The organism is Streptococcus mitis (assembly GCF_002096835.1).
Lineage (GTDB): Bacteria > Bacillota > Bacilli > Lactobacillales > Streptococcaceae > Streptococcus > Streptococcus mitis_W.
This window is the reverse complement of record NZ_NCVG01000017.1, coordinates 51,106-72,832: the sequence shown is the minus strand read 5'-3', so window position 1 is coordinate 72,832 and position 21,727 is coordinate 51,106. Positions and strand designations below refer to the sequence as shown.

General features: G+C 37.6%; 28 protein-coding genes and 1 pseudogene. 6 read left to right on the top strand and 23 right to left on the bottom strand.

Annotation, left to right across the window (positions count from 1 at the left end):
- Positions 1-129 precede the first annotated feature (129 nt).
- Positions 130-2,562 (bottom strand): ATP-dependent Clp protease ATP-binding subunit, encoded by a 2,433-nt coding sequence (locus B7699_RS01785; RefSeq protein ID WP_084926977.1) that lies wholly within the window; start codon positions 2,560-2,562, stop codon positions 130-132.
- Position 2,563: 1 nt separating this feature from the next.
- Positions 2,564-3,022, bottom strand: a complete 459-nt coding sequence (locus B7699_RS01780; RefSeq protein WP_084926976.1) for a CtsR family transcriptional regulator — start codon at positions 3,020-3,022, stop codon at positions 2,564-2,566.
- Positions 3,023-3,340: 318 nt separating this feature from the next.
- On the opposite strand from B7699_RS01780, the gene B7699_RS01775 reads away from it, so the two are divergent.
- On the top strand, positions 3,341-4,444 hold the full coding sequence (locus tag B7699_RS01775) for a hypothetical protein (protein WP_084926975.1): 1,104 nt from the start codon (positions 3,341-3,343) through the stop codon (positions 4,442-4,444).
- 178 nt (positions 4,445-4,622) lie between these two features.
- On the opposite strand, the gene B7699_RS01770 is transcribed toward B7699_RS01775, so the two are convergent.
- The 14 genes from B7699_RS01770 to B7699_RS01705 form a co-directional block, all read right to left on the bottom strand.
- Complete coding sequence (locus B7699_RS01770; RefSeq protein WP_084926974.1) at positions 4,623-5,033, bottom strand: DUF722 domain-containing protein; 411 nt, start codon at positions 5,031-5,033, stop codon at positions 4,623-4,625.
- A gap of 377 nt (positions 5,034-5,410) precedes the next feature.
- Entirely contained in the window at positions 5,411-5,959 is a 549-nt protein-coding gene (locus B7699_RS01765) for a hypothetical protein (RefSeq protein ID WP_084926973.1), read from the bottom strand.
- Between the two features lie 9 nt (positions 5,960-5,968).
- The gene (locus tag B7699_RS01760) at positions 5,969-6,829 is read right to left on the bottom strand and encodes a phage major capsid protein (protein WP_084926972.1); all 861 of its coding nucleotides are present in this window, start codon (positions 6,827-6,829) and stop codon (positions 5,969-5,971) included.
- Between the two features lie 48 nt (positions 6,830-6,877).
- Entirely contained in the window at positions 6,878-7,108 is a 231-nt protein-coding gene (locus B7699_RS01755) for a hypothetical protein (protein ID WP_084926971.1), read from the bottom strand.
- An 89-nt stretch (positions 7,109-7,197) separates the two neighbouring features.
- Entirely contained in the window at positions 7,198-7,359 is a 162-nt protein-coding gene (locus B7699_RS09615; protein ID WP_192851990.1) for a hypothetical protein, read from the bottom strand.
- The gene (locus B7699_RS01750) at positions 7,356-8,201 is read right to left on the bottom strand and encodes an ATP-binding protein (RefSeq protein ID WP_084926970.1); all 846 of its coding nucleotides are present in this window, start codon (positions 8,199-8,201) and stop codon (positions 7,356-7,358) included. The genes B7699_RS09615 and B7699_RS01750 overlap by 4 nt, the downstream gene beginning before the upstream one ends.
- A gap of 11 nt (positions 8,202-8,212) precedes the next feature.
- The gene (locus tag B7699_RS01745; protein ID WP_084926969.1) at positions 8,213-9,073 is read right to left on the bottom strand and encodes a conserved phage C-terminal domain-containing protein; all 861 of its coding nucleotides are present in this window, start codon (positions 9,071-9,073) and stop codon (positions 8,213-8,215) included.
- Positions 9,060-9,332 (bottom strand): hypothetical protein, encoded by a 273-nt coding sequence (locus tag B7699_RS01740; protein ID WP_049490554.1) that lies wholly within the window; start codon positions 9,330-9,332, stop codon positions 9,060-9,062. Before B7699_RS01740 ends, B7699_RS01745 begins: the two co-directional genes overlap by 14 nt.
- Positions 9,333-9,336: 4 nt before the next feature.
- A complete protein-coding gene (locus B7699_RS01735; RefSeq protein WP_084926967.1) occupies positions 9,337-9,543 on the bottom strand; it encodes a hypothetical protein in 207 nt (68 codons plus the stop codon).
- 1 nt (position 9,544) lies between these two features.
- The gene (locus B7699_RS01730; protein WP_045612837.1) at positions 9,545-9,724 is read right to left on the bottom strand and encodes a hypothetical protein; all 180 of its coding nucleotides are present in this window, start codon (positions 9,722-9,724) and stop codon (positions 9,545-9,547) included.
- The gene (locus B7699_RS01725) at positions 9,721-10,173 is read right to left on the bottom strand and encodes a hypothetical protein (RefSeq protein ID WP_084926978.1); all 453 of its coding nucleotides are present in this window, start codon (positions 10,171-10,173) and stop codon (positions 9,721-9,723) included. Before B7699_RS01725 ends, B7699_RS01730 begins: the two co-directional genes overlap by 4 nt.
- A 312-nt stretch (positions 10,174-10,485) precedes the next feature.
- Positions 10,486-10,746 (bottom strand): hypothetical protein, encoded by a 261-nt coding sequence (locus B7699_RS01715; protein ID WP_084926966.1) that lies wholly within the window; start codon positions 10,744-10,746, stop codon positions 10,486-10,488.
- Positions 10,747-10,757: 11 nt separating this feature from the next.
- Positions 10,758-11,360, bottom strand: coding sequence for a Rha family transcriptional regulator (locus B7699_RS01710; RefSeq protein WP_084926965.1), 603 nt, complete (start codon positions 11,358-11,360; stop codon positions 10,758-10,760).
- Between the two features lie 163 nt (positions 11,361-11,523).
- Positions 11,524-11,709: a hypothetical protein gene (locus B7699_RS01705; protein ID WP_004245570.1), complete on the bottom strand. Its 186-nt coding sequence runs from the start codon at positions 11,707-11,709 to the stop codon at positions 11,524-11,526.
- A 149-nt stretch (positions 11,710-11,858) separates the two neighbouring features.
- Here B7699_RS01705 and B7699_RS01700 point away from each other — a divergent pair, with 149 nt between their 5' ends.
- From B7699_RS01700 to B7699_RS01675, 5 genes and pseudogenes are all read left to right on the top strand, one after another.
- Positions 11,859-12,380, top strand: a complete 522-nt coding sequence (locus tag B7699_RS01700; protein WP_084926964.1) for a helix-turn-helix domain-containing protein — start codon at positions 11,859-11,861, stop codon at positions 12,378-12,380.
- A gap of 5 nt (positions 12,381-12,385) precedes the next feature.
- Positions 12,386-12,655, top strand: coding sequence for a DUF4177 domain-containing protein (locus B7699_RS01695; protein WP_084926963.1), 270 nt, complete (start codon positions 12,386-12,388; stop codon positions 12,653-12,655).
- A gap of 360 nt (positions 12,656-13,015) precedes the next feature.
- Positions 13,016-13,990 (top strand): Abi family protein, encoded by a 975-nt coding sequence (locus B7699_RS01690; protein WP_084926962.1) that lies wholly within the window; start codon positions 13,016-13,018, stop codon positions 13,988-13,990.
- Between the two features lie 190 nt (positions 13,991-14,180).
- Positions 14,181-14,591: pseudogene (locus tag B7699_RS01680) on the top strand (N-terminal phage integrase SAM-like domain-containing protein); the annotation flags it as partial.
- Positions 14,560-15,705: a tyrosine-type recombinase/integrase gene (locus B7699_RS01675; RefSeq protein WP_084926959.1), complete on the top strand. Its 1,146-nt coding sequence runs from the start codon at positions 14,560-14,562 to the stop codon at positions 15,703-15,705. The pseudogene B7699_RS01680 and the gene B7699_RS01675, both read left to right, overlap by 32 nt.
- A 155-nt stretch (positions 15,706-15,860) precedes the next feature.
- Here the strand turns inward: B7699_RS01675 and B7699_RS01670 are convergent, their stop codons facing one another.
- The 7 genes from B7699_RS01670 to dnaB form a co-directional block, all read right to left on the bottom strand.
- On the bottom strand, positions 15,861-16,589 hold the full coding sequence (locus tag B7699_RS01670; RefSeq protein WP_084926958.1) for an ABC transporter ATP-binding protein: 729 nt from the start codon (positions 16,587-16,589) through the stop codon (positions 15,861-15,863).
- Complete coding sequence (locus B7699_RS01665) at positions 16,589-17,596, bottom strand: ABC transporter substrate-binding protein (RefSeq protein WP_084926957.1); 1,008 nt, start codon at positions 17,594-17,596, stop codon at positions 16,589-16,591. Before B7699_RS01665 ends, B7699_RS01670 begins: the two co-directional genes overlap by 1 nt.
- Positions 17,597-17,632: 36 nt before the next feature.
- Positions 17,633-18,391: an ABC transporter permease gene (locus tag B7699_RS01660; protein ID WP_192851989.1), complete on the bottom strand. Its 759-nt coding sequence runs from the start codon at positions 18,389-18,391 to the stop codon at positions 17,633-17,635.
- Complete coding sequence (locus B7699_RS01655) at positions 18,354-18,644, bottom strand: thiamine-binding protein (protein WP_084926955.1); 291 nt, start codon at positions 18,642-18,644, stop codon at positions 18,354-18,356. Before B7699_RS01655 ends, B7699_RS01660 begins: the two co-directional genes overlap by 38 nt.
- Before the next feature lie 253 nt (positions 18,645-18,897).
- The gene (gene cbpD, locus B7699_RS01650) at positions 18,898-20,016 is read right to left on the bottom strand and encodes a choline binding-anchored murein hydrolase CbpD (protein ID WP_084926954.1); all 1,119 of its coding nucleotides are present in this window, start codon (positions 20,014-20,016) and stop codon (positions 18,898-18,900) included.
- 88 nt (positions 20,017-20,104) lie between these two features.
- A complete protein-coding gene (locus B7699_RS01645) occupies positions 20,105-20,371 on the bottom strand; it encodes a Veg family protein (RefSeq protein ID WP_001278169.1) in 267 nt (88 codons plus the stop codon).
- Between the two features lies 1 nt (position 20,372).
- Positions 20,373-21,725 carry a replicative DNA helicase gene (gene dnaB / locus B7699_RS01640; protein ID WP_084926953.1) on the bottom strand — a complete coding sequence of 451 codons (1,353 nt, stop codon included), beginning with the start codon at positions 21,723-21,725 and terminating at the stop codon, positions 20,373-20,375.
- Positions 21,726-21,727: the final 2 nt, after the last annotated feature.

Sequence of the window (21,727 nt, the reverse complement as noted above, 5' to 3'; positions counted from 1 at the left end):
GAGTTTTTTTGGTATAACCTTCGACGCGCACCCGCATAGCGGGTGGTTGTTTTGTCTCGCACCTAACGGAGCGAGACGGACTAATAGTCACATAATAAAGAGGTCGGGAACTTTGTCCCGACCTCGTTTTTATGCAATATCAAATTTTAACTGGCCTGCTTTAACACCAATCTTAAGTGTGCTACCTGCCACCAAATCTCCCTTAAGAAGAAGTTCTGCCAACTTGTCTTCCACTTCTGTTTGTAGGGTTCTACGAAGTGGACGAGCTCCCATCTCTGGGTCATATCCTTGATTTGCCAACAATTTCAGTGCTGAAGCTTGTAATTTCAAGTCAATGCCTTTTTCAGCCAAACTTGCCACTAAAGGTTTGACCATAATCTTCACTACTTCCTGCATATGATCGCTAGACAGGCTATGGAAGACCACCTTTTCATCAATACGGTTAATAAATTCAGGTCTATAAGCCTTTTTCAACTCTTCAAACATGCGTTTTTCCATATTTTCCTGGTCAAAACGAATATCCTTAGCCCCAAAACCAACAGTCTTATCATCACGAAGGGCAGTCGCACCTAGGTTTGATGTCATGATGATAATGGTATTTGAAAAATCGACCTTGCGTCCCTTGCTATCTGTCAAGACACCGTCATCCAGAACCTGCAAGAGAACATTAAAGATATCTGGATGGGCCTTCTCTACCTCGTCAAAGAGGAGAACAGAGTATGGTTTGTTGCGAACTTTCTCGGTCAACTCCCCACCTTCTTCATAACCTACATAGCCCGGAGGAGCTCCATTGAGACGGCTGGCAGCGAATTTCTCCATATACTCACTCATATCAAAACGGATAAGGGCTGATTCGTCATCAAAGAGAACTTCTGCTAGAGCCTTAGCCAATTCGGTCTTACCGACACCTGTAGGCCCTAAGAACATAAAGGAACCAATCGGACGCTTATGACTGCGAATCCCTGACTGATTGCGGCGAATGGCACGGCTAATGCTTGAAACTGCTTGATCTTGACCGATGACACGTTTGTGCAGTTCAGCTTCCAAGTTTAGGTATTTCTTAGCATCCGTTTGAGTCAGTTTTTGAACTGGAATACCTGATAAGCGACTCAAGGTGGTCAAAATATCAGACTCTGTCACCAAGTCTTTATAGACAGGCACTTCCTCTTCTTTTGCGATTAACTGAGCTGCCTGTTTCCACTTACCATCCATCAAGGCCTTGTCAGCTGGACTCAAACCTGAATCGTCTGCTTTTACATGCTTAACCTTATTTTGCACTGTTGCTGCTGCTTCATCTAAGAGGTCGATAGCAGAGTCTGGCAAGTGACGACTAGTCAAGTAACGATGCGCCATCTTGACAGCTGTTTCGACCGCTTCATCTGTGATTTGCACACGGTGATGTTTCTCATAAATCGCCTTCAAGCCTTGCAAAATGGCCATACTGTCGGCCACACTTGGCTCTTCAATCGTCACTTTGGCGAAACGACGAGAAAGGGCCGCATCTTTTTCGATGTGTTTTTGATATTCTTCCTGAGTGGTCGCACCAACTGTTCTCAAGGTGCCACGCGCCAAGGCTGGCTTCAAGATATTGGCCGCATCCAGAGTCGAATCAATCCCGCTCCCAGAACCCATGATAGTGTGAAGTTCATCTATAAAGAGGATGACTTGGCCATCTTCTTCAATATCCTTAATGATATTATTCATGCGCTCTTCAAAGTCACCACGGAAACGTGTCCCTGCCACGACATTCATCAAATCAAGCTCTAACACGCGCATCTTAGACATTTCCGTAGGCACATCCCCACTAGCAATTCGCTGGGCAAGACCAAGCGCCAGAGCAGTTTTTCCGACACCAGCAGCCCCAACCAAGACAGGATTATTCTTTGTCTTCCGACTCAAGATTTGAATCATACGCGAGATTTCCTTGTCCCGACCGATGACTGGTTCTAACTTGCCAGAACGCGCTTGCTCTGTCAAATCATGCGTATAGTCCTCGAGACCTCCGCTCGGAGTCTGGGGCATACCCATCATATTAGCCATAGAATTTTGCTTGTCAGCTACTGTACGATGGCGTTGGCGTAGAGCCTTGAGGTCTTCACGAGTCCAGCCTGCACGTTCTTCTAGATTTCGACGTAGGGCAGCAATCTTGACCTGATCTTTCTTGTCTTCATAAGAAAAACCAGCCCTCTCCAAGATACGAGTCGCCAAGGCATTTCCATCATGCAAAATCGCATAGAGGACGTGCTCCGTCCCTAGCACCTTAGTATGGACCACTGACGCTACATACTCTGCTTCGTCAAAAAGAACCTGCAAACGATGGGAGAACGGCAATTCCGTAAAGGTTTCATCCTGGCTATAGTCTGTTTCAGTCAGTTCCAAAGCCACCTCTTCTAAACGGTCCATCTCATACGGATAATCATTTAAAGTGGCCCCTGCCACACTATAACTGTGATTGGACATGGCAATCAACAAGTGCCAAGACTCTAGGTAACGAGCTCCAAAATGGCCAGCCACCATGTAGGCACTTTCGATACATTCATTCAATGCTTTTGAATAGTTCATCTTACTTCCCTTTTCTATCTACCTCTTGTATGACTTGTCGTAGCATGTTTGCTCGAAGTACTGGTGCTTCTTCTCCTAGAACGCGATCTAAAGCTACTGATACTAACAAATTCATCTCCTGCTTGCTCATCAATTCCTGCTCAACCAAAAGCTGCAGAATATCCTCATAAATTTCTTGACTGACCCGCTCACCAATCGAATAAAGCAACTCTCTGAGCATTTCGTGATGACTAGAAAACTCAATCCGCCCTATACGAATGTAGCCTCCGCCACCACGCTTACTTTCAACCAAATAGCCTCTACTTTCCGTAAAGCGTGTCTTGATCACATAGTTGATCTGACTAGGAACAACCTGAAAGGTATCTGCCAACTGACTCCGTTGCAACTCCACAATTCCAGATTGATCTAAAATCGCCTTGATGTAGGCCTCAATATGATCCGATGTATTTTTAAATCTCATTACAAACCCACCTCTCTCTTTGAACCTTGACTATCTTTGACTATACTATCATTTAACACTCTATAAGTCAAATTTTTAGAGCTCAGCCCTTGAAAATACTGACTTTCTTTAAAAACATTTAGGCATTAAATCGCCTTAGTTTTTCTTGAAAGTTCCTAAAAAAGTCCACAAAAAGAGCCCTAAAAAGGGCGTAATATTGACGAGTTCAGCAGGCAAGAACTAGCACCTTTGAAGGTGCTTTTTTATTCATCTAATCAATTATCAATAATAATGTTACAATAACTATAATATAAACAATAACTTTCTGAAAGGATTAACATGGATAAGATAGAAATGATTTCTTTTTCAATCCTACTTGATGAAGTTGCTGAAGTAAGGCAACTGCTTGAAAATATTGTAAGTTTGGATAAGACAGTTTATTCAGAACTATCAATAGGTATCCTTCCTTTTGTATCATCTCTCTGTGATGGAATACTAAAGTTTTTACCTAGAAATGTTCATAGTGATTTTCCAAATATTGGAGAACAGGAATTTCAAAAAATAATATCTAGTGTCCGAGTGAGTTATAAGCAATACTCTGATAAAAAATATAGCAAGGCTAACAAACTGATACTTGAAATAGAGAGACGCTTTTATTCACAAATGGTAGAAAATTACAATTTATTTCAAAAACTCGTAATCAATATTTTTGGACAACATGATTTAGGGGTATATTACTTCAACGAAATTCCATACGCTAACACTAACCAATATCATATTTACCTAGAAAGTATTTTATCGAAAACTGATAAAAAGGATATTTCCTATTTTGATAAAAGAGCTACTGATTTATTTTTTGAATTTAGCAAAGCTTTAGGAACTTTAATTAATTCAGTAAATCAAAAAACTATTAAGAAGCCTACAATCCAGGATATTAAAATTGAAAACTTTGAACAACGTGATTTTTTCTTATTTGAATCTAAAAGAAGGAATTTTTTAACAGGAGTTCTGCCTACGGGCACTCAGTTATTCTTATTTAACATATTATGCCAGAATAATTTTGTAGTACATATTATGCCAAGTGTCTTAAAATCAAAAAATTACTTTTTTACACGCTCGCTAAGCCAATGCTATTTAGTTAGTATTACAGCCTTACGCTTGATTCTTAATAAGGAAAGCTCTTTATTTCCTGATTTCCAACGGGAGGAAGTTGTTGATATCCTTGATCGCAAAGAAAAAGTTTTTAACTTCCGACAAGATTTTAGAAATAATATATTTCATTATAAAATTTCAAATGTCCCATTACAAATATTTACCAATCCCCCGAAATTCTTTGAAGAACTGATTGAATTTCATTCCTCAAAAAATTTTAAAGAGTATCAAAAACTATTATTGGAAGAAATCTTAAAAATAAATGACATAATCAATTCATTTATCAATTGAAAATTAGGTCTTATTTCAGAAAAATAGTTTCATCTCAATTCTATTTTAGAAAAACTAATACTTTTTTCTAAAAACAATAAGTTTTTACCCCCTTTTTCTCTGAACATCTCCGACTTGGAAAAAGTTCCCTTCACCGGTACCCTACTGGGAAGAAAGATTTTTTAAAAGGTGGGGGGAGTCAATATCCTTTCAATTCCACAAATCTTTTAGCGATTACCTTTCTACGGCTATTTATGTAACGAGTAGTTTTATTTAGTTTCTCTGCCACGTCTTCCCAAGTCGCACCAGCTTCTAAATATCTCATTTTAAAAATTACTAGATCACTTTCAATTAAGTTTTCCATCAAGGTATCTACAACTAGTTTGAAACCTTCTAAATATCTTAGTGTTTGGTCTTCTTCAATTCTAATGATTGTCGCTTCAGTAGGACTAGATACTGTCTTGCCTTTCCCACCAGTATAATCTTCAGCGCTATGTTTCTTATTATGTATTAGTTCCTGTCTTCTCAAATAAATTTTATTAGCAAGCGTTCTATACCGTCCTAACTCAATATCTATCCCGTCCAAGTCTCTGTTACTCAACTCGTACATAGGCAAGTACCTCCACTTAAATTTTAAAAATTTTTTATCTTGCAATTTGTCAAATTGTAAATTCTGTCAAACTGACAAAAAGCGCTAAAAGCCTTCCAACACTCCACTTATCAGGTATCATTGTTTTAAGTTTGACAACTCTTCAGTATGACAAGTTCAAGGGAAATTTCTTTAATTTATCCCCTCAGTTTCTCATATCTTACATTCTGTGAAACTCACTCCATTCTGTAAACCCCTGATATACCTTGCTTTCAAGCTATTACTTCTTTTCAGTTTATGCTTACTTTGTTATGTGAAACTTAGTAAAGCATAAAAGTAGGACTAGCGATATCTCTTCTGTTTCAGCCATATATCACTAGCCTTACTTAATTTGTTCCCTATTTTTCTAAATACTCTTTAATGTCCCGATATTCCTTAGAAAAATTCATCCACCCGCTAGAATCAGGGGTTAAAAATGGTAGAACAGTAAGTGGACTTACTTCTGTTCGATATAGCAATAGAGAATGTTTCTGACTTATTTCTCTGACTACACCTGTATGGATTTCTTCCACATTCTTCTTTAGTTCTTGAATTTCATCATATGCGTCCAGAATTTGTCTAAGTTTCTTTCGGTATTGTTTATAGATCTTCTTAGTTTCCATCCGTTGCTTAGTCTCTTTAAAAATGTATTCAAAGATGACTGCATTAGCTTCTGAAAAATCACTATCAAATTTTTCCTGAAGGCCATTAATAGCTTTTTCCATATTTTCCAGCTGCTCTAAAGATTCTAAGTTATTTGACAAAAAAGAATCTATGTTCTCAAATGAAACTGCTTGATTGCCTAACAGGCTTTTCCTTTTTTCGCTTAACTGTTCTCGTGCTGAATTAATCTTACTTTTTTTATTATCTAAATCATCCAGTGTATCAAATACTTGATTAATATCCATTTCTTTCTCCTAATTCCATTGAATAAAGTAACCACAATCTTCTTCAACTTTTCTTACATCAAATCGGGTATGTAAAATCAACCGTTTTCCAAAATAGTCATTCGCATTCACCCAACTAAGTGTATCTTTCTTGCGATCAAACAAAGTAACAAAGTTTTCTAGATCTCCGATAAAGCCTTTTTTGTCACCTTTATTCCCTAATGTTGTATCATCTACAATTAAAAAGTTATCTACAAAGAATGTTTCACTTGTCCCTGTCTCTTTATCAACTTTAAGAAGATAATTTCCTGAAGTGTCTTTCATTTTTTCTAAGACACTAAATAGTGATTGACTAACAACCATAGATACATTGCGCTCTGGATTGATTAAAGAAACAATAGATTTCAAGTCGTCCATACTTGTAGCAGTCTGCACTTTCGCAGTTTGGAGAATTTTCCCAATCTCTCTATTTCGTGTTCTACGTTTTAATTTAATAATCTTCTTACCAAGAAAATCCGTTAAATTATATTGGCCATCATCTAATTGTTCCTGTGAAAAATCAAGTTTTCCACTGAATAATTTAACTAAGTAATCAACGCTGATAGTTTTCTTTTTATCTGCTTCTGTTCTCTCAACCGAATTTTCACTAACTTCTTGTAATGAATCAGATTCAAAGTCAGTTACTTCATACTTCCCACCACGGGTACGAGTCTCAATAACATTTACTAGATCAACCAATTCTTTACGTTGATGTTCATCTTCGTAACTATCAAGTATTGGTTTTTCAATGAGTACATGATTATTTTCTACTTTCATTCCCCTAGTGTTATAACCTGTACTCCGGATATAAGCTTCTAGATTTTCTTTTTGTTTAACTAAGTTAGTTGTCATTTTTTGCTCCTTCATCTTTTAATATCTGATTTTTGTTTATAATTTTTTCTAAAATTCTTTGCTTTTAGCTTTTCTTTTATGACTCTCCGAGCCTTTAAAATCATTTTTTCTAGATTTTGATTTGTCTTGTTTGTTAGCATATTTCTCTAGTATTTCTTGTTTCCGTTGTTCTAAGCTATCATCTTCTTTTTTACACTGAGAAAAGATTTTCTGTCTTTTATCTGGATCCATAGAAAACTTATTGGCTACTACATACCCTAAAGAAGTATCTCCTGACATTGCTCTCACCCCCTTTCTATGCAAACAAAAAGGGACATACCACTAGCATTATATGCTTACGGTATGTCCCTGAGTTGTTCTCAATAGACTTATTTTTTAGTTTCTTTTTTGACTAGATGAGTAAATTTCCCATCTGAATAGAATAAAATAATTTCTCCAAAACTTGGAACTTTTTCTATCTCTATTATACCACATTTTTCGTAGACAACAAAGCCTTTCTCTGTTGCAAATCGCATTTTATCATCATTCATTGATATTCTCCCCTCACTGTGTTTATAGTATATCTCTTATCTTTGATCGTGAAAGCCTTGAAAGTGTTCCCTTCTAAACCTTTCAAAATTCTACTTGAATTTCTAGCATTGTATACCGTCCGCAGTTCACTACTATCTAGGTTCGTGTTGAAAATCGTAGTTTCTCGATTGTTGATAATATCAAACAAGAAATCCTGTTCCCAGTCACTCTTAGGAGTGATTGTTCCATTTTTTGCCCCAAGGTCATCGATGATTAGAAAATCAACATCAACTAGCTTTTTAACTGCCTCATACTCTGTTAAGTTTGCATTCCTTCCATAAGCCCAACCTTCTTTTATCTGCTTGATAATCTCGGTTAAGCTGACAAATAAGACACTCTTAGGATCGTTCTTCTCTCTGAAACTCTCATTGATTTCTTTGGCCAGAGCAAGAGATAAATGACTTTTCCCTATTCCTGTGCTACCACTAATTAAGGTATTTCCCGTCATACCTCCAAGGTACTTCTGGGCTTGCCCCTTTACAAACTCTAACATCTGACGCTCCTCTGTAGTCTTAACAAAGAAATTATCAAACGTCGCTCCTTTCAACTCGTTAGGGATCGTACTGTCACGCATTAACACATCATAAGTTTTAAAGTAGGCTTGTCTGTCCTCGAACTGCTGCAATAGGTCTTTCTCTTTCTGTTTAATCTCTCCCTTCACGCACTCTGGGCAAAATGCTTGTAGTTTTCTTTCTGAACCCCCTAACACCGGTACAGAAATTTCCCAATAATTTACCTGGTGAATATCGCAAACTTTATCCGATATTTTTCTGTTATTAAATTCTTTAAATTGTTCCTTCATCTGTGCAACTCCTAAAATGGTAGATCTGGAAAGTTGTCTTCGGACTTCCCTTTTATGGTTTTAGGCTTTTGATTCAAATAACCGTCAAACTTAGATCCAAAAAGTGTTTCAGGTCTCAGATATTTAGAAAATTCAGGACTCTCCTTCCATTCTGCTGTTTTAATATCTATCACCTGTTTAAAATCTTCCAGTGTATAGCCTTCTTTGAATCGTGCTAGTAAAAGCCTTTTTGTCTTATCAACAAACTTATACCTCTTATTAGCTACTTGATTCAGATAAGCAATAGGAATCCAAAGTTCTTTATGTTTTGTTTTCTCTAAATCTTTTATAGCTGTTTCTTCAAGCCAAGTAGGAAAATTGTAGTCGGTATTTCCCGACAATATATTATCTAAATATAAATTATTACTCTTACTATTAACTCTATTCTCTTTCTCTATCTCTGTTGGACATGAGTTGGAAATAGTCTTTTTATTTTGGACATTCTCCAATTTTGGTAAATTTTGACTATTTTTTCTTTGGTCTCGCTTGTATTTTGCCCAATTTGTTTCACTCTCAACCATGGCTTTTGCTTGCGATAATGTAGCATGTCCATCATCGTCTATCTGAATCAGTCCGCATTTTGTAAAATATGCAACTGTCATATTTATATCATCCTCGGACACATCCAATTTTAAGGCTAGCTCCTGTACCAAATTATCAAAATACCCCTCATAGTACAAAATACAATCATCTTCTAAACTTTCCAACATAAGACGGATATAAATCACTGTCATAGTGTAGCCACCAGGCATATTTTTAAGTCGTTTAATAAAAAGATTATCAAAAAACTTCTTATCAACTTTTAACCAAAAATATATTTTAGTCTTTGCCATCATCTACCCCCAAAAACTTTAAAACGTCTGAGATTTTATAATACGCTTTTCTAGTATCTTCAATAGGCGGTATATACTGCGGTAGTCCTGCACCTTCCCATTTTATCAAGGTTTTATCTCCTATGCCCAGTTCTTCCTTTAGTTCCACCTTGCTGATCAAATCTAATCTTTTTTGAGGTACTTTCTCATGGCTTTTTAAATACCGTTCCACTGCTTCCAAAATCTTAGACTTTAAATCTTCAATCATTTTTTCAAACATCTTATTACCCCCATGGCTTAACCGCTGCAAGCTGAATATATCGCCCATAATCAGGGCTTAAACCCTCGCTAATTGTTTCTATCGTCTGTGTACTTTCTCGCTCGATTTGGGCGCTTTTTTTGCGGTCTCGGTGGTTTAGATACATGAGAAAGTCAACCAATATCACGGTAAAAATAAGCGCCTGTGTATTGCTTAAATCTAGTTCATTCATGCTATGCCCTCGCTTGGTAATTCTTGATATAATTCACTTGATAGCTGTGCTCCATCTTCAGAAAGTCGTACACCTCTTCTGGAGTTACTTTATCATCTAAAAAGTCAATTATGAACTGAAAGAGGTTCGGATGTCTATCCTTGATTTTAGTCATTCGGTTGTAAAATTCTGATTGTGTCATTGCATTGCCTCTTCAAATTTTTCTACAAGACAATCTTTATTTACTTGTCGAGTCCCATTTTTAGAGTTAAAAAGAATATCCTTCAAGGTTATAGTAGCCTCTAAATACTCCTTTTCAGCATATTCTATATACGCCTGTTGCTCTGTTGCATTGTCAAAAAAATGCTTGGCTTGGCGTTTAAAGAATGCTTGTCGCATAGCATCCAATTCAAAAATACCAGGGCTGAAAAAGATTCCCGTAGTTCTTTTAGAGATCGCTTTGATTTTATGGCTGTCATTCAATTCAGGAAGTTCAATCCAAAGTAAGCGGTGTAAATCTTCTTTGATAGCTTTTAATTGTCCTGATAAGAGTCCTATTCTTAAAAAATCATTGTTTTCGTCTGCTTGGTGTAATTCCATACTAATTCTATCCAAGCTTTTAGCGATAATATCGTATGTTGTTTCTGTCATAGTCTGTTTTCCCTTTTTCCTATATTGGATTGTTTCACCACTCCAAACGCTGGGCGATTGCCCCAAGTTGGCGAACGCTTGTAGCGGTGTTTCGTGAGTAATTACCCATCTTTCAGCTAAACAAGGCCTTAGAATCACCCTATCAGCACTTGATTTTCAAAACCTTTTCTAATTGCTTGCCTGCTCTTCGGTTTTTCTTGAGATATTTGATAGAATAGATATTTTTTGCTATAATCAAAGCATAGAAAAAATTTCTATACTCTGAATTGTGTCGCTTGCTCTCCTCGTCTAAAATTTGAGCAAGTGATTTTTTTATTTTCTTTTTGCATAATTACTACCTGACTGTGGTTTATAAAGCAAGTCTTTGCTTTCGATAAGATCTAGAATCCAACTGAATCCCTGCTCCACCGTTTCAAGAAATGCGCCCAGGTCTTCACTGTCCAAGTTCTCGTAGTTCATACAAATATATTCGGCTAGTTGTCTGTCTTTCTCAACTAGCTTTTTAAAATCCTTGGGATACTTAGGAATTTCTAACCCCTTGGCATTTGTAACTGTCTTAAAATCATTTTCCATTTTCTATACTCCTATACTTTAAAAATTAATTCCTTAATTTCTGAATACCCCCTATTCAAATTAATCATAGCTATTGCCATATCTTCCAAACGTTGGTAGTTTGTCAGTTCTGCACTTGTCAAGCCCTCAATGCCGTTCTTACTTTCTCGCTCCTTCATGAGTTGCGCTTTATTCTTCCCTGTCACCCCCTTTAGTAGTAAGTTTGTAAGAGTACTATAGGCATGCTTGGGGGCTTTCTCCCATGTTTGAATAGCTTCAGTTAAACTTTTACGCTTCGGTTTTTCCAGTTCTCTTTGAAGATAGCGTTTAGAAAGTTCATCACGCATTTCAAAAAAGGCTTTGACTAGGTTCTTCTTAAACTCTTTTACGGGTTCTGTATTTCGTAAGTAAGTGATCAGCAATGTTGCTTGTTGCTCGTTCAAAATATAATCCCGTACATTTTGCCCACTCTCTGAAGGTGAAATTTTAAATGTCACCTTTCCAAAACTCTCAAAGTCCTCTCGGTGTTTATTCAGCAAAATCTTCAAATGTCTGTGCTTAATTTCAGCGCAGTCTGCAACGATACTGCTCAGTGTATACGGCTCTTTCTTGCCGTCCATATAAACCAATTCCATTGGTTCACTCCTTTCTTCTTGTTGCTCGTGCTTGCCACCTAAAACAGTACCAAGGTAAATCATTGTGGTAGGGAAAATTTAGGAGAGAATAAACCCCTACAAACCCTTGATACTGCCATAGGTAGCAAGCAGAAATATTCTTGATTCTGTCTTATGCTCCTTTCTAATAATCTTCAGCAAGCCATTCCATGGCTTTTTGGTAAATGCTCGGCTTGACTTCGCCACCGTCTCGAATTTTTCGATAGGTAACTTGTGTAACTCCGATTTCTTCGCCTGCTTGCTTAGCAGTCAATTTCTTATCAGCTTGCTTTCGGCGAATCGCTTTTGCTTGTGTTGAGGTAATAAGCAATAAAATCCTCCCTTTCTTTTGCTAACTATTTGTTAGCTTGGTTGTATTGTAGCGTATTTTTTGTTAGTTGTCAACAACAAAATGATAAAAAGTGAATTTTTTGTTAGCTTTTTGTTATTTTGTGATATAATTAAAATGAGGTAATATACATGAACAGATTAAAAGAGTTGAGACAAAAAAAAGGCGACACTCAAGAGGACGTCGCTAAAGTTATGGGTGTGACCCGTAGAGGATACCAAAAATGGGAAAACGGAGAAAGTCAAATCAAACCAGAAAAAGCTCGACAGCTTGCTGACTACTTCGGAGTAAATGTTGCTTACTTATTAGGATTTGAAGATAAACAAAATATTTTAAAAATAATCCAAAGTAACGAATTTAAAAAATTACTTAATGATATAGATATTGAAAAAATAAATGAACTTGGTTCGGCATATAAAAACGTTGAAGAACATATAAATAATCCTGTAAAGTATAACAATTTTGGAAAAGGATTGCTTAATCATATCCCATCGTATATGTTTACAATTGAAGAACTAATAAATGCTGATAAAGAGAACAATACAAATTTTGCAGATATTTTAATCAACTATATTTCTTTAAATGACTATGATAAAAAAATAGCTTTTGATTTAGTTCAAAAACTATCTGAGAGAGACAACGAAAAGGAGTAACCCCCATGGGATTTTTTGATACTGTAAAACAAGAAGGTAGTTTTTCTACCGCTTCTGGAGTAAATGGACTACACTACGTTGTTCTTCAGGTAACTTTGAAAGAAAAGTTTTTCGGCACTGGATCAGGAAACCTTACAGAATTAGAAGAGGTTATCAATAAACAAGCTTCAAAAGGTTATCGCCTACATACAATCACAACCGCCAATGGTGGAAGCAAAGGTTTAGGCGGTGGTGACCGTATCCAGGCTACAATGGTTTTTGAGAAGATTCTATAAAAATCCTCCATATTCGCCAATAGTGCCCCTATTTCTAAGGTCTATTGTGCAAAAACAAGGGAAAGTGAAAAATAGAAAGCCAATTTTACAAACTAAAGCGCAAAAAACGGCAAAAGTGACAAATAGAAAAAGACAAGCCTGCTACTGCTGACTTGTCTGACAATGCAATAAAAGCAACTTTCCCAGCGTTGAGTTTTTTCGATACTCAAAAATTTTTAAAAAACAAACTAAAAATATTGACAAAAACTAAAAATTACAGTATTATTAGGCAATGAGAAGAGTTTCTGCTCCCAAGGGAACAGAGTACGCGAAACACCGCCTAGTTCTACTAGGTGGTGTTTTTGTATATAAGGAACATATATGAAACCATTTCAAACATTAGATGAACAAATAAAACTTCTCCAGTCTAGAGGTTTAGAAATAGATAACATAGAAGAATGTAAAAGATACCTTCTAACTAACAACTATTACAACGTCGTCAACGGATATAGTAAGTTTTTTCAAACATCAAAAGATAAATTTATAGCTGGTGCAGACTTTAGAGAAATAGCTGCAACACACTTTTACGATAAAGAAATTAAATCAGCTTTTTTAAAAGCAATTATAGATGCAGAAAAACACTTTAAATCCGTACTGGCATATCGTTTTTCAGAATCATATCCAAAGCCATACTCTTATCTAGATATTAATAATTTTGAAACACAAAAAGATGCAAAAAGGCTCGCACAAATTACAAATTTAATCAGTATATTAGCTAAAATACTCAATGATTATAATAGGGATAAGCAAAACAATTCTATAAAACACCACTATAAACAACATGGCGTTGTTCCTTTCTGGGTTATCATCAATGAACTTACATTAGGGCAAGCATTTAACTTTTATAGAAATCTAAACACTGATATAAAAAATCAAATAGCTAGAGATTTATCACCATTCTTACAAGAAAATATTGAATACATCCAAAATAGACCTAGTAAAGACCTTTTAAGCGGAAAGGCTTTAGAAAGTATTATTAAAAATATACTAGAAATTAGAAATATCACTGCTCATAATAATAAACTTTTCAATTATAAATGTCGTGAGAATCTTCCACAACTAGCTTATTTCCACTATTACAATAACAATGCCAATACATCAAGACAATCTGTATATTATGTTTTTCTTGCCTTGCAATGCCTACTTGCTTCCACACAATACGCTCAATTACATAACACTATTATAAAAAGAACCAAAGCTCTAAATAAAAAAGCGCCCTCCATTGAAGCCGGCATTGTATTGGACACACTTGGATTTCCGAATAATTGGTATAATATCACTGACACATTAAGATAGAACTACTTGCAATATATGGGCTTTTTCAAACCCCATATATGCCCCATATCCGCCTTGCTTCCTATTCTTGTATAATTTACCGTCCGTCCTCTTAAAATCGAAAATAGAGGGGTTCTCGTAGCTCCTCGCATGGTATAAACTCAAAACCTTTTCTAATTGCTTGCCTGCTGATGGAAAAAGGAGTAAAACCATGAAAATTACACAACACACGAAAAAAGACGGATCAGCAGTCTACCGCTCCAGTATCTATCTTGGCATTGATTCTGTGACTGGTAAGAAGGTCAAGACTACCATATCAGCACGAACAAAGAAAGAACTCAGAAACAAGGCCACCCAGGCTAAGGTAGAATTTGAGAAAAACGGCTCTACACGGAAACAACGCTCACATATAACAACCTATAGCGAACTTGTGGACTTATTCTGGCAAACCTACCAGCATACCATAAAGACTAATACGCAGATAAAGATAAAAGGTTGCTTAAATAATTACCTCTTGCCCTCATTTAGTACTTACAAACTAGATAAACTTACTCCTGTTATTATCCAAACTCAGGTAAATAAGTGGGCGGATGAGTACAATCAGGACGGAACAGGACTCCAGTATCTATCTTGGCATTGATTCTGTGACTGGTAAGAAGGTCAAGACTACCATATCAGCACGAACAAAGAAAGAACTCAGAAACAAGGCCACCCAGGCTAAGGTAGAATTTGAGAAAAACGGCTCTACACGGAAACAACGCTCACATATAACAACCTATAGCGAACTTGTGGACTTATTCTGGCAAACCTACCAGCATACCATAAAGACTAATACGCAGATAAAGATAAAAGGTTGCTTAAATAATTACCTCTTGCCCTCATTTAGTACTTACAAACTAGATAAACTTACTCCTGTTATTATCCAAACTCAGGTAAATAAGTGGGCGGATGAGTACAATCAGGACGGAACAGGATATAAAGAATACAATCATCTTCATGCCTTAAATAAACGTATTCTACAGTATGGAATTTCTATTCAAGCATTAGACAATAACCCTGCTCGTGATATTGTTATTCCTAGAAAGATAACCAGAGATAAACAAGAAATTAAATACTTTCAAGATCAGGAACTTAAAAACTTCCTCTCCTATCTCGATAACCTGGAGAATACCTTTATCAATTTTTATGATACTGTGCTTTATAAAACGCTCCTAGCTACTGGACTGCGCATCCGTGAATGTCTGGCCCTGGAATGGTCTGATATTGACCTGCAGAACGGAACGATCGATATTAACAAAACACTCAACATTTTAAACCAGGTAAACAGTCCTAAGACAAAATCAAGCTATAGAGTTTTAGATATCGATCATAAAACAGTGCTCATGCTTCGTCTCTACCGAGCAAGACAAGCAGAAAACGGTAGAAACATTGGCTTAACCTATGAGAAAGTATTCTCTGATAGCTTTGACAACTATGTCAATACTCGAAAGGTTGATTATCGCCTACATAAGCACTTAAAAAACGCTAACTGTACTGATTTAGGCTTTCATGCTTTCCGACACACTCACGCTAGTATCTTGCTTAATGCCGGATTACCATACAAGGAGATACAGACACGGCTTGGCCATGCAAAAATATCTGTAACTATGGATACGTACAGCCATTTATCAAAAGAGAACCAAAAAAGAGCAGTCTCATTCTTTGAAACTGCCCTCGAAAAAATAAAAAGTTCTTAAAAAAGTCCACAAAATAAAAAAAGTGACACATAAAACCCTTATGTATCAACGATTATAGAATGATTTCGGTATAATGACTATTATACCGAAATTTTCTCATTTTTAAAAGAAAAAGGGCGCTGGTAAAGGATAATCTTCACCAACTCCCTATTTTTCTACTTATCTAAGCCTAATTCTGCCAAGATTTGACGTTTGTAGGCAATCTTTTGGACTTCCTTGTCCTCGTCTTCAGACCAATCTAGTTTAATTTCTGAAACAATCTGCCCAGGGCGATTTTTCAAGATATAGATGCGGTCGCTGAGACTGAGGGCCTCCTCGATACTATGCGTGATGATCAGGGTCGTTAGCTGCAACTGCTTGTGAATCTCAAGGTACCAAGCGTGGAGTTCCATCTTGGTCATCTCATCCAAGGCGCTAAAGGCCTCATCCAAGAGAAAGAGTTTGTGCCCAAAAAGATAGGTACGAAGCAAGGCCACACGCTGACGCATCCCCCCACTGAGTTCATGAGGGTATTTATCTCTTACAGCTGTCAACTGGAAGGTCGCAAGAATTTCATCTGCGCGAGCAATAGCTTCTGCCTTATCCACCTTTTGAATCAAGAGGGGCAGAATGATATTGCTAAGCACGGTCTTGTGCTCCAAGAGCAGATCCTTTTGCAACATATAACTCACGCGCCCCTTGGGATTTTCCTCTCCATCAAGGACGATTCGCCCTGACTGGACTTCTAAAATCCCCGCAATTAAGTTGAAAAGCGTAGTCTTACCAACACCACTTGGGCCTAGGATAGAAACCACTTCACCTGAAGTGACTTTCAGATTGATGTCCTCTAAAATCCTCTCCTGACCATAGGCATAACTGACGTGTTCTAGTCTAATTTCTGTCATTATTTCACAAATTCGTTGGTGAAGCCTTTGTCTGTCAAATCTTCTTTAAGGATACCATTTTCTTTATCCCATTTGTAGAAGGCATTCCAGCGAGTTGCATCAAATTGCCCCCATTTTTCCTTGTCGCTTGCGTATTCTTTTGACAAGTATTTTTGAGATTCGATGACAAAGTCACGTTTTTCCTTGAGTTCAGGTGCATTTTTGATGAGGATATCAGCTGCTTCCTCTGGATGCTCCATAGCATATTGGTAGCCTTTTTTGATAGCTTGGATAACTTTGCGAGCTTCTTCTTTGTTGTCTTTCAAATAGTCGTTGTTAGCAATAATGACTGGTGAGTAATAGTCAAATTCTTTAACGTAGTCTTTCAAGTACATGAAATTAGCATCTACACCTTGAGATTTTGCAAGGATACCATCCCAACCGTAGTAGATCCAAGCAGTATCAAAGACCCCATTGGCAATCGGTGTAATCGAGTTTGAGTCGTTGTTTGGTACTTTTTCTACCTTCTCAAAATCTCCGCCTTGTGATTCTACCAAGGTTTTCAACATAGCAAGTTCAGTTGGATCATTCCAAGTTCCGTATTTCTTACCAACCAAGTCCTTTGGACTAGCTACATTGTCAGATTTACGAGAAATGATTCCTGATGTATTGTGTTCAACGATAGCTGCAACAGCAGTAATGCCTGCCCCTTTTTCCAATTTTTTAGCCATATAGTCTTGGAAATACACTGCAAATGGTGCCTTACCGTTAATAACCAAGTCAGAAGAACTTTCTTCTGGCGGCAATTTCAAATCAACATCCACTCCAGCTTCTTTGAAATAACCTTTTTCCTTAGCAACATAAAGCCCTGTGTGGTTGGTATTTGGTGTCCAGTCTAGGATAAAGTCGATCTTCTTGAGTTCTGCTTCTTTGTTGTCCTTGGAAGCAGTTCCTTGACCACAAGCCACAAGCACAACAGCTACAAGAGCTGTTACAAGCGTTAAAAACACTTTCCATGTTTTTTTCATTTTGATTTCCTCTTTTCTTTTTGAAACATTCTAATTCTACGAACGTTTCCATTTAATAACATATTTCTCGCTGATATCGACCAACTTCATACCCAGAAGGCTGATAATCGATACCAGAATAATAATAGCAAACATGGTATCATACTGAAACAGTTTCTTGGACTGAATCATGTAAACACCTAGTCCTTCAAAGCCTCCCAACCACTCAGATACTACTGTTGTGATAAAAGCGTAGGAGACACTGACTCTCAGACCTGCATAAAAGTAAGGCAGGCTGACTGGGATTTTAAAATGCCACAGGATTTGCCAAGGTTTGGCCCGCATCAGACTAAACAAGGTCAGCATATCCTTGTCACAATGCCTAAAACCGTCCAAAATACTGACGATGATAGGAAAGGTAGTCGTCAAGATAATCAAGACAATCTTGGGCAAAATCCCATAACCGAGCCACAAAACCAGGATAGGGGCTAGGGCAATGGTCGGGATAGTCTGAACAACCACCATCATAGGGTAAATCAGGTCATTGAGCCAAGTCAAACTGTCCATGAGCACAGCCATGAGACAGGCAATCAAAACTCCCAAAATTAGACCTAGCAAAGCCACTCTCAAGGTCGCCCAGCTATGGTGCCAGAGAAATTCTCTATCACGAACAAAGGACAGGAGAATTTCAAGAGGTGTCGGCAGGATAAACTTGGGGAGAAGTTTAAGAAAACCTGCTAACTGCCAGATTGACAAGACCCCCATAAAGCCCAATAGACTAATGTGTCGTCTCAGTATACTTTTCAAGTTTCTCATCAATACTTAAAATCTCTCCTACATTTATTTTGACATTGGCAAAGACATTATCTGCCTTTTGTCCTGCCACTTCTAGCGCTTCTTTGAGAATGCGCATAAGCTCATCAAACTCCCCTTCCAAGACTGTTTCAAATGGTGTCACTACCATGGTCACTTCTTGAGCTTGCAGATAAGCAATGACCTGATCAATAACAGCAATCCGATCAATTCCCTGTGATAGGGGTAAAACTTGCAAGGCAATGCTTGCTTTCATAACAACCTCCTCTTCTCGTTTTCCTTTGATAAAAAGAAAAACCTTTACCATATATGGAAAAGGTCAAGAGTAGACTAAGTATCGTTCCCTACGCTGGCATTACCCAGATCAGGTGCGGTCGAAGCTTAACGCTTCCTCTCAGACTGTACACAGACTCCCATATATTATATGGACATATGATAGCGCAAAATAAAAAAAATGTCAAGGAAACTGCTTACAGAAAAGAGTAGGAAAAATTTCCTACTCCCATTTTCTATACTCGTTCTCCATCACTGTTTACTCTGTAGCCATCCACCGTCGTATTAACAGCTAAGGCACCTGAAGAGTAAGAATAATACCACTTATCAGAGACTTGATACCAACCTGTTTTCATTGCCCCTGAGCTATCCAAATAATACCACAGACCATTTTCCTTTAACCATCCTGTCTGCATTTCACCAGATGATTTCAAATAATACCAACTAGATCCGTCTTTCAGCCAACCCGTTGATTTAGACCCATTTGATTTAAAATGATACCAACTACCATTTATTTTCTTCCAACCGACAGTTGAACTGTTATTGGATCCATAGTTAGAGCTATTTCCTGATTGATTCTGATAATTCTGTGAAGAGCTTACTCCCTCTAGCTGGATATAGCGACGACTTCCGTTATAAGCCGTATAACTCAACCACTTGTACCCATCTTTTTCGAGAATTTGATCATAATGAACATTCTCCCCAGGATAATAGTAATCAATCGTAGTTGCGCTAGCTAGAGGCTGATTTTTGATCGCAGCCTTAGTCTTAAAATAATGTGTTCCTCCTGTTGAAACTGAGGATTGACTATTCCCAACACTGCCACCAGCTAAATCTTTAAAATGAATAAAACCAGTCATAGTATTTGCCTTCACGACGCGCTTATTGTAAGATTCCCTTATTCCATAGTTGTATTCTTCAATCTCAATCTCATCTCCCACTACATTTGACACCCAGGCAACATGACCATAAGTTCCTGCAGTAGACCAAGCAATGGAGCCAATAGCTGGTGTATTGTCTACACGATATCCTTCACGACGAGCACGATATCCCCATTCATTCGCATTTCCATAAGCTGCCGGAATCTCAAAACCATTGACATTACTCAAACGAAAGGCTGCAAAAGAAGTACACTGACGAGAATACATCCGCCACTTATCAATCTCCTGGCTCCCATTTTTATAATGAGCAGGATAATCATCCCCACGCGCAATCGATCCATTTCCTCCGGAATAGGCATAGACACTATCACCCGCTGCTAGCATCAATCCTACTACTAAAAAAGGAACAACCTTTTTAACTGATTTTCTAAAAGAAAATCCTGTTTCTGTTACTTTAAATGGTGAAATTTTCATTCTTCCTCCTTGAAAAATAATATAAATCGAAGATTGCCTTCACTTAAATTATTCGGAGAAAAAAGAAAAAGTGAGAAAATTTCTCACTTTAGTCAAGATAATGAATCAAATTCTTTTCTGTAAGGATATCTGAGTAAGTAAAGGATTCAACGTAAACATTAGCTTGTTTATCCCCTTCAACGTTTCCAAATTCAACGATAAATAGGGATGGATAAACCTCAATTAGCTTACCCAATCTATTTTTTTGGCGCTTACGACCATTCTCCAAAGTCATTTCTACGACTTGTCCCTCATGTGCCTTGATTTCTTCTTTGATTTTTTTCATCTTGGCTACATCTGTAAATGCGTCTGACATCTTATGCCTCCCTCTTTGAGATACTTGAAAATTTATTGTATTCTTTTTGGAAAATCAATTCCACCGTTCCACGAGCTCCACTACGGTTTTTCTCGATAATAACTTCTACCTTATTATTCGGTATGCCTTCCTCTTCTTCACCACCACGCTCATAGTAATCGTCGCGATACAGAAAGGCCACGATATCAGCGTCCTGCTCAATAGACCCAGATTCACGAATATCAGACAAGACCGGTCTCTTATCCTGACGTTGTTCTACACCACGAGAAAGCTGACTTAAAGCGATTACTGGAACTTTCAGTTCCTTAGCTAAAATTTTCAACTGACGTGAAATTTCTGAAACCTCTTGTTGACGATTTTCTCGACCAGTTCCCGTGATAAGCTGCAAATAGTCTATCAAAATCAAGCCTAGATTTCCAGTTTCTTGAGCCAGTTTACGAGAACGAGAACGAATCTCTGTAATCCGAATTCCTGGCGTATCATCAATATAGATACTGGCGTTAGCTAGATTCCCTTGAGCAATGGTATACTTTTGCCACTCCTCATCTGTCAATTGCCCTGTACGAATAGAATGAGACTCTACCAAACCTTCTGCCGCAAGCATACGGTCCACTAGACTTTCCGCACCCATTTCGAGTGAAAAAATAGCAACCGTTTTGTCCAACTTAGTCCCAATGTTCTGAGCGATATTCAAGGCAAAGGCTGTCTTACCAACCGCTGGACGAGCTGCTAAGATAATCAACTCCTCCTCATGAAGACCAGTCGTCATATGATCCAAATCACGATAACCTGTCGCAATCCCTGTAATATCAGTCGTTTGTTGCGAGCGAGTCTCCAGATTTCCAAAGTTGATATTCAACACATCTCGAATGTTCTTAAATCCACTTCGATTAGCATTTTCACTGACATCAATCAGCCCTTTTTCTGCCTGAGCAATGATTTCATCAGCTGGTTGCGAAGCCTCGTAAGCTTGATTGACAGACTCTGTCAACTTGGCGATTAATCGCCGTAACATAGCCTTTTCTGCAACGATTTTAGCATAATACTCCGCATTAGCAGAAGTTGGCACAGAATTGACAATCTCAACCAAGTAAGACAGGCCGCCAATATTCTGCAAATCACCTTGATTATCAAGGATAGTACGAACCGTTGTTGCATCTATAGCATCGCCACGATCGGATAAATCGACCATAGCTTGGAAAATCAAACGATGGGCATGCTTAAAAAAGTCCCGAGACTCAATATATTCTCGCACAAAAACAAGCTTACTCTCGTCAATAAAGATAGCCCCTAAAACGGATTGCTCAGCTAAGATATCTTGAGGTTGTACTCGTAACTCTTCTACTTCTGCCATCA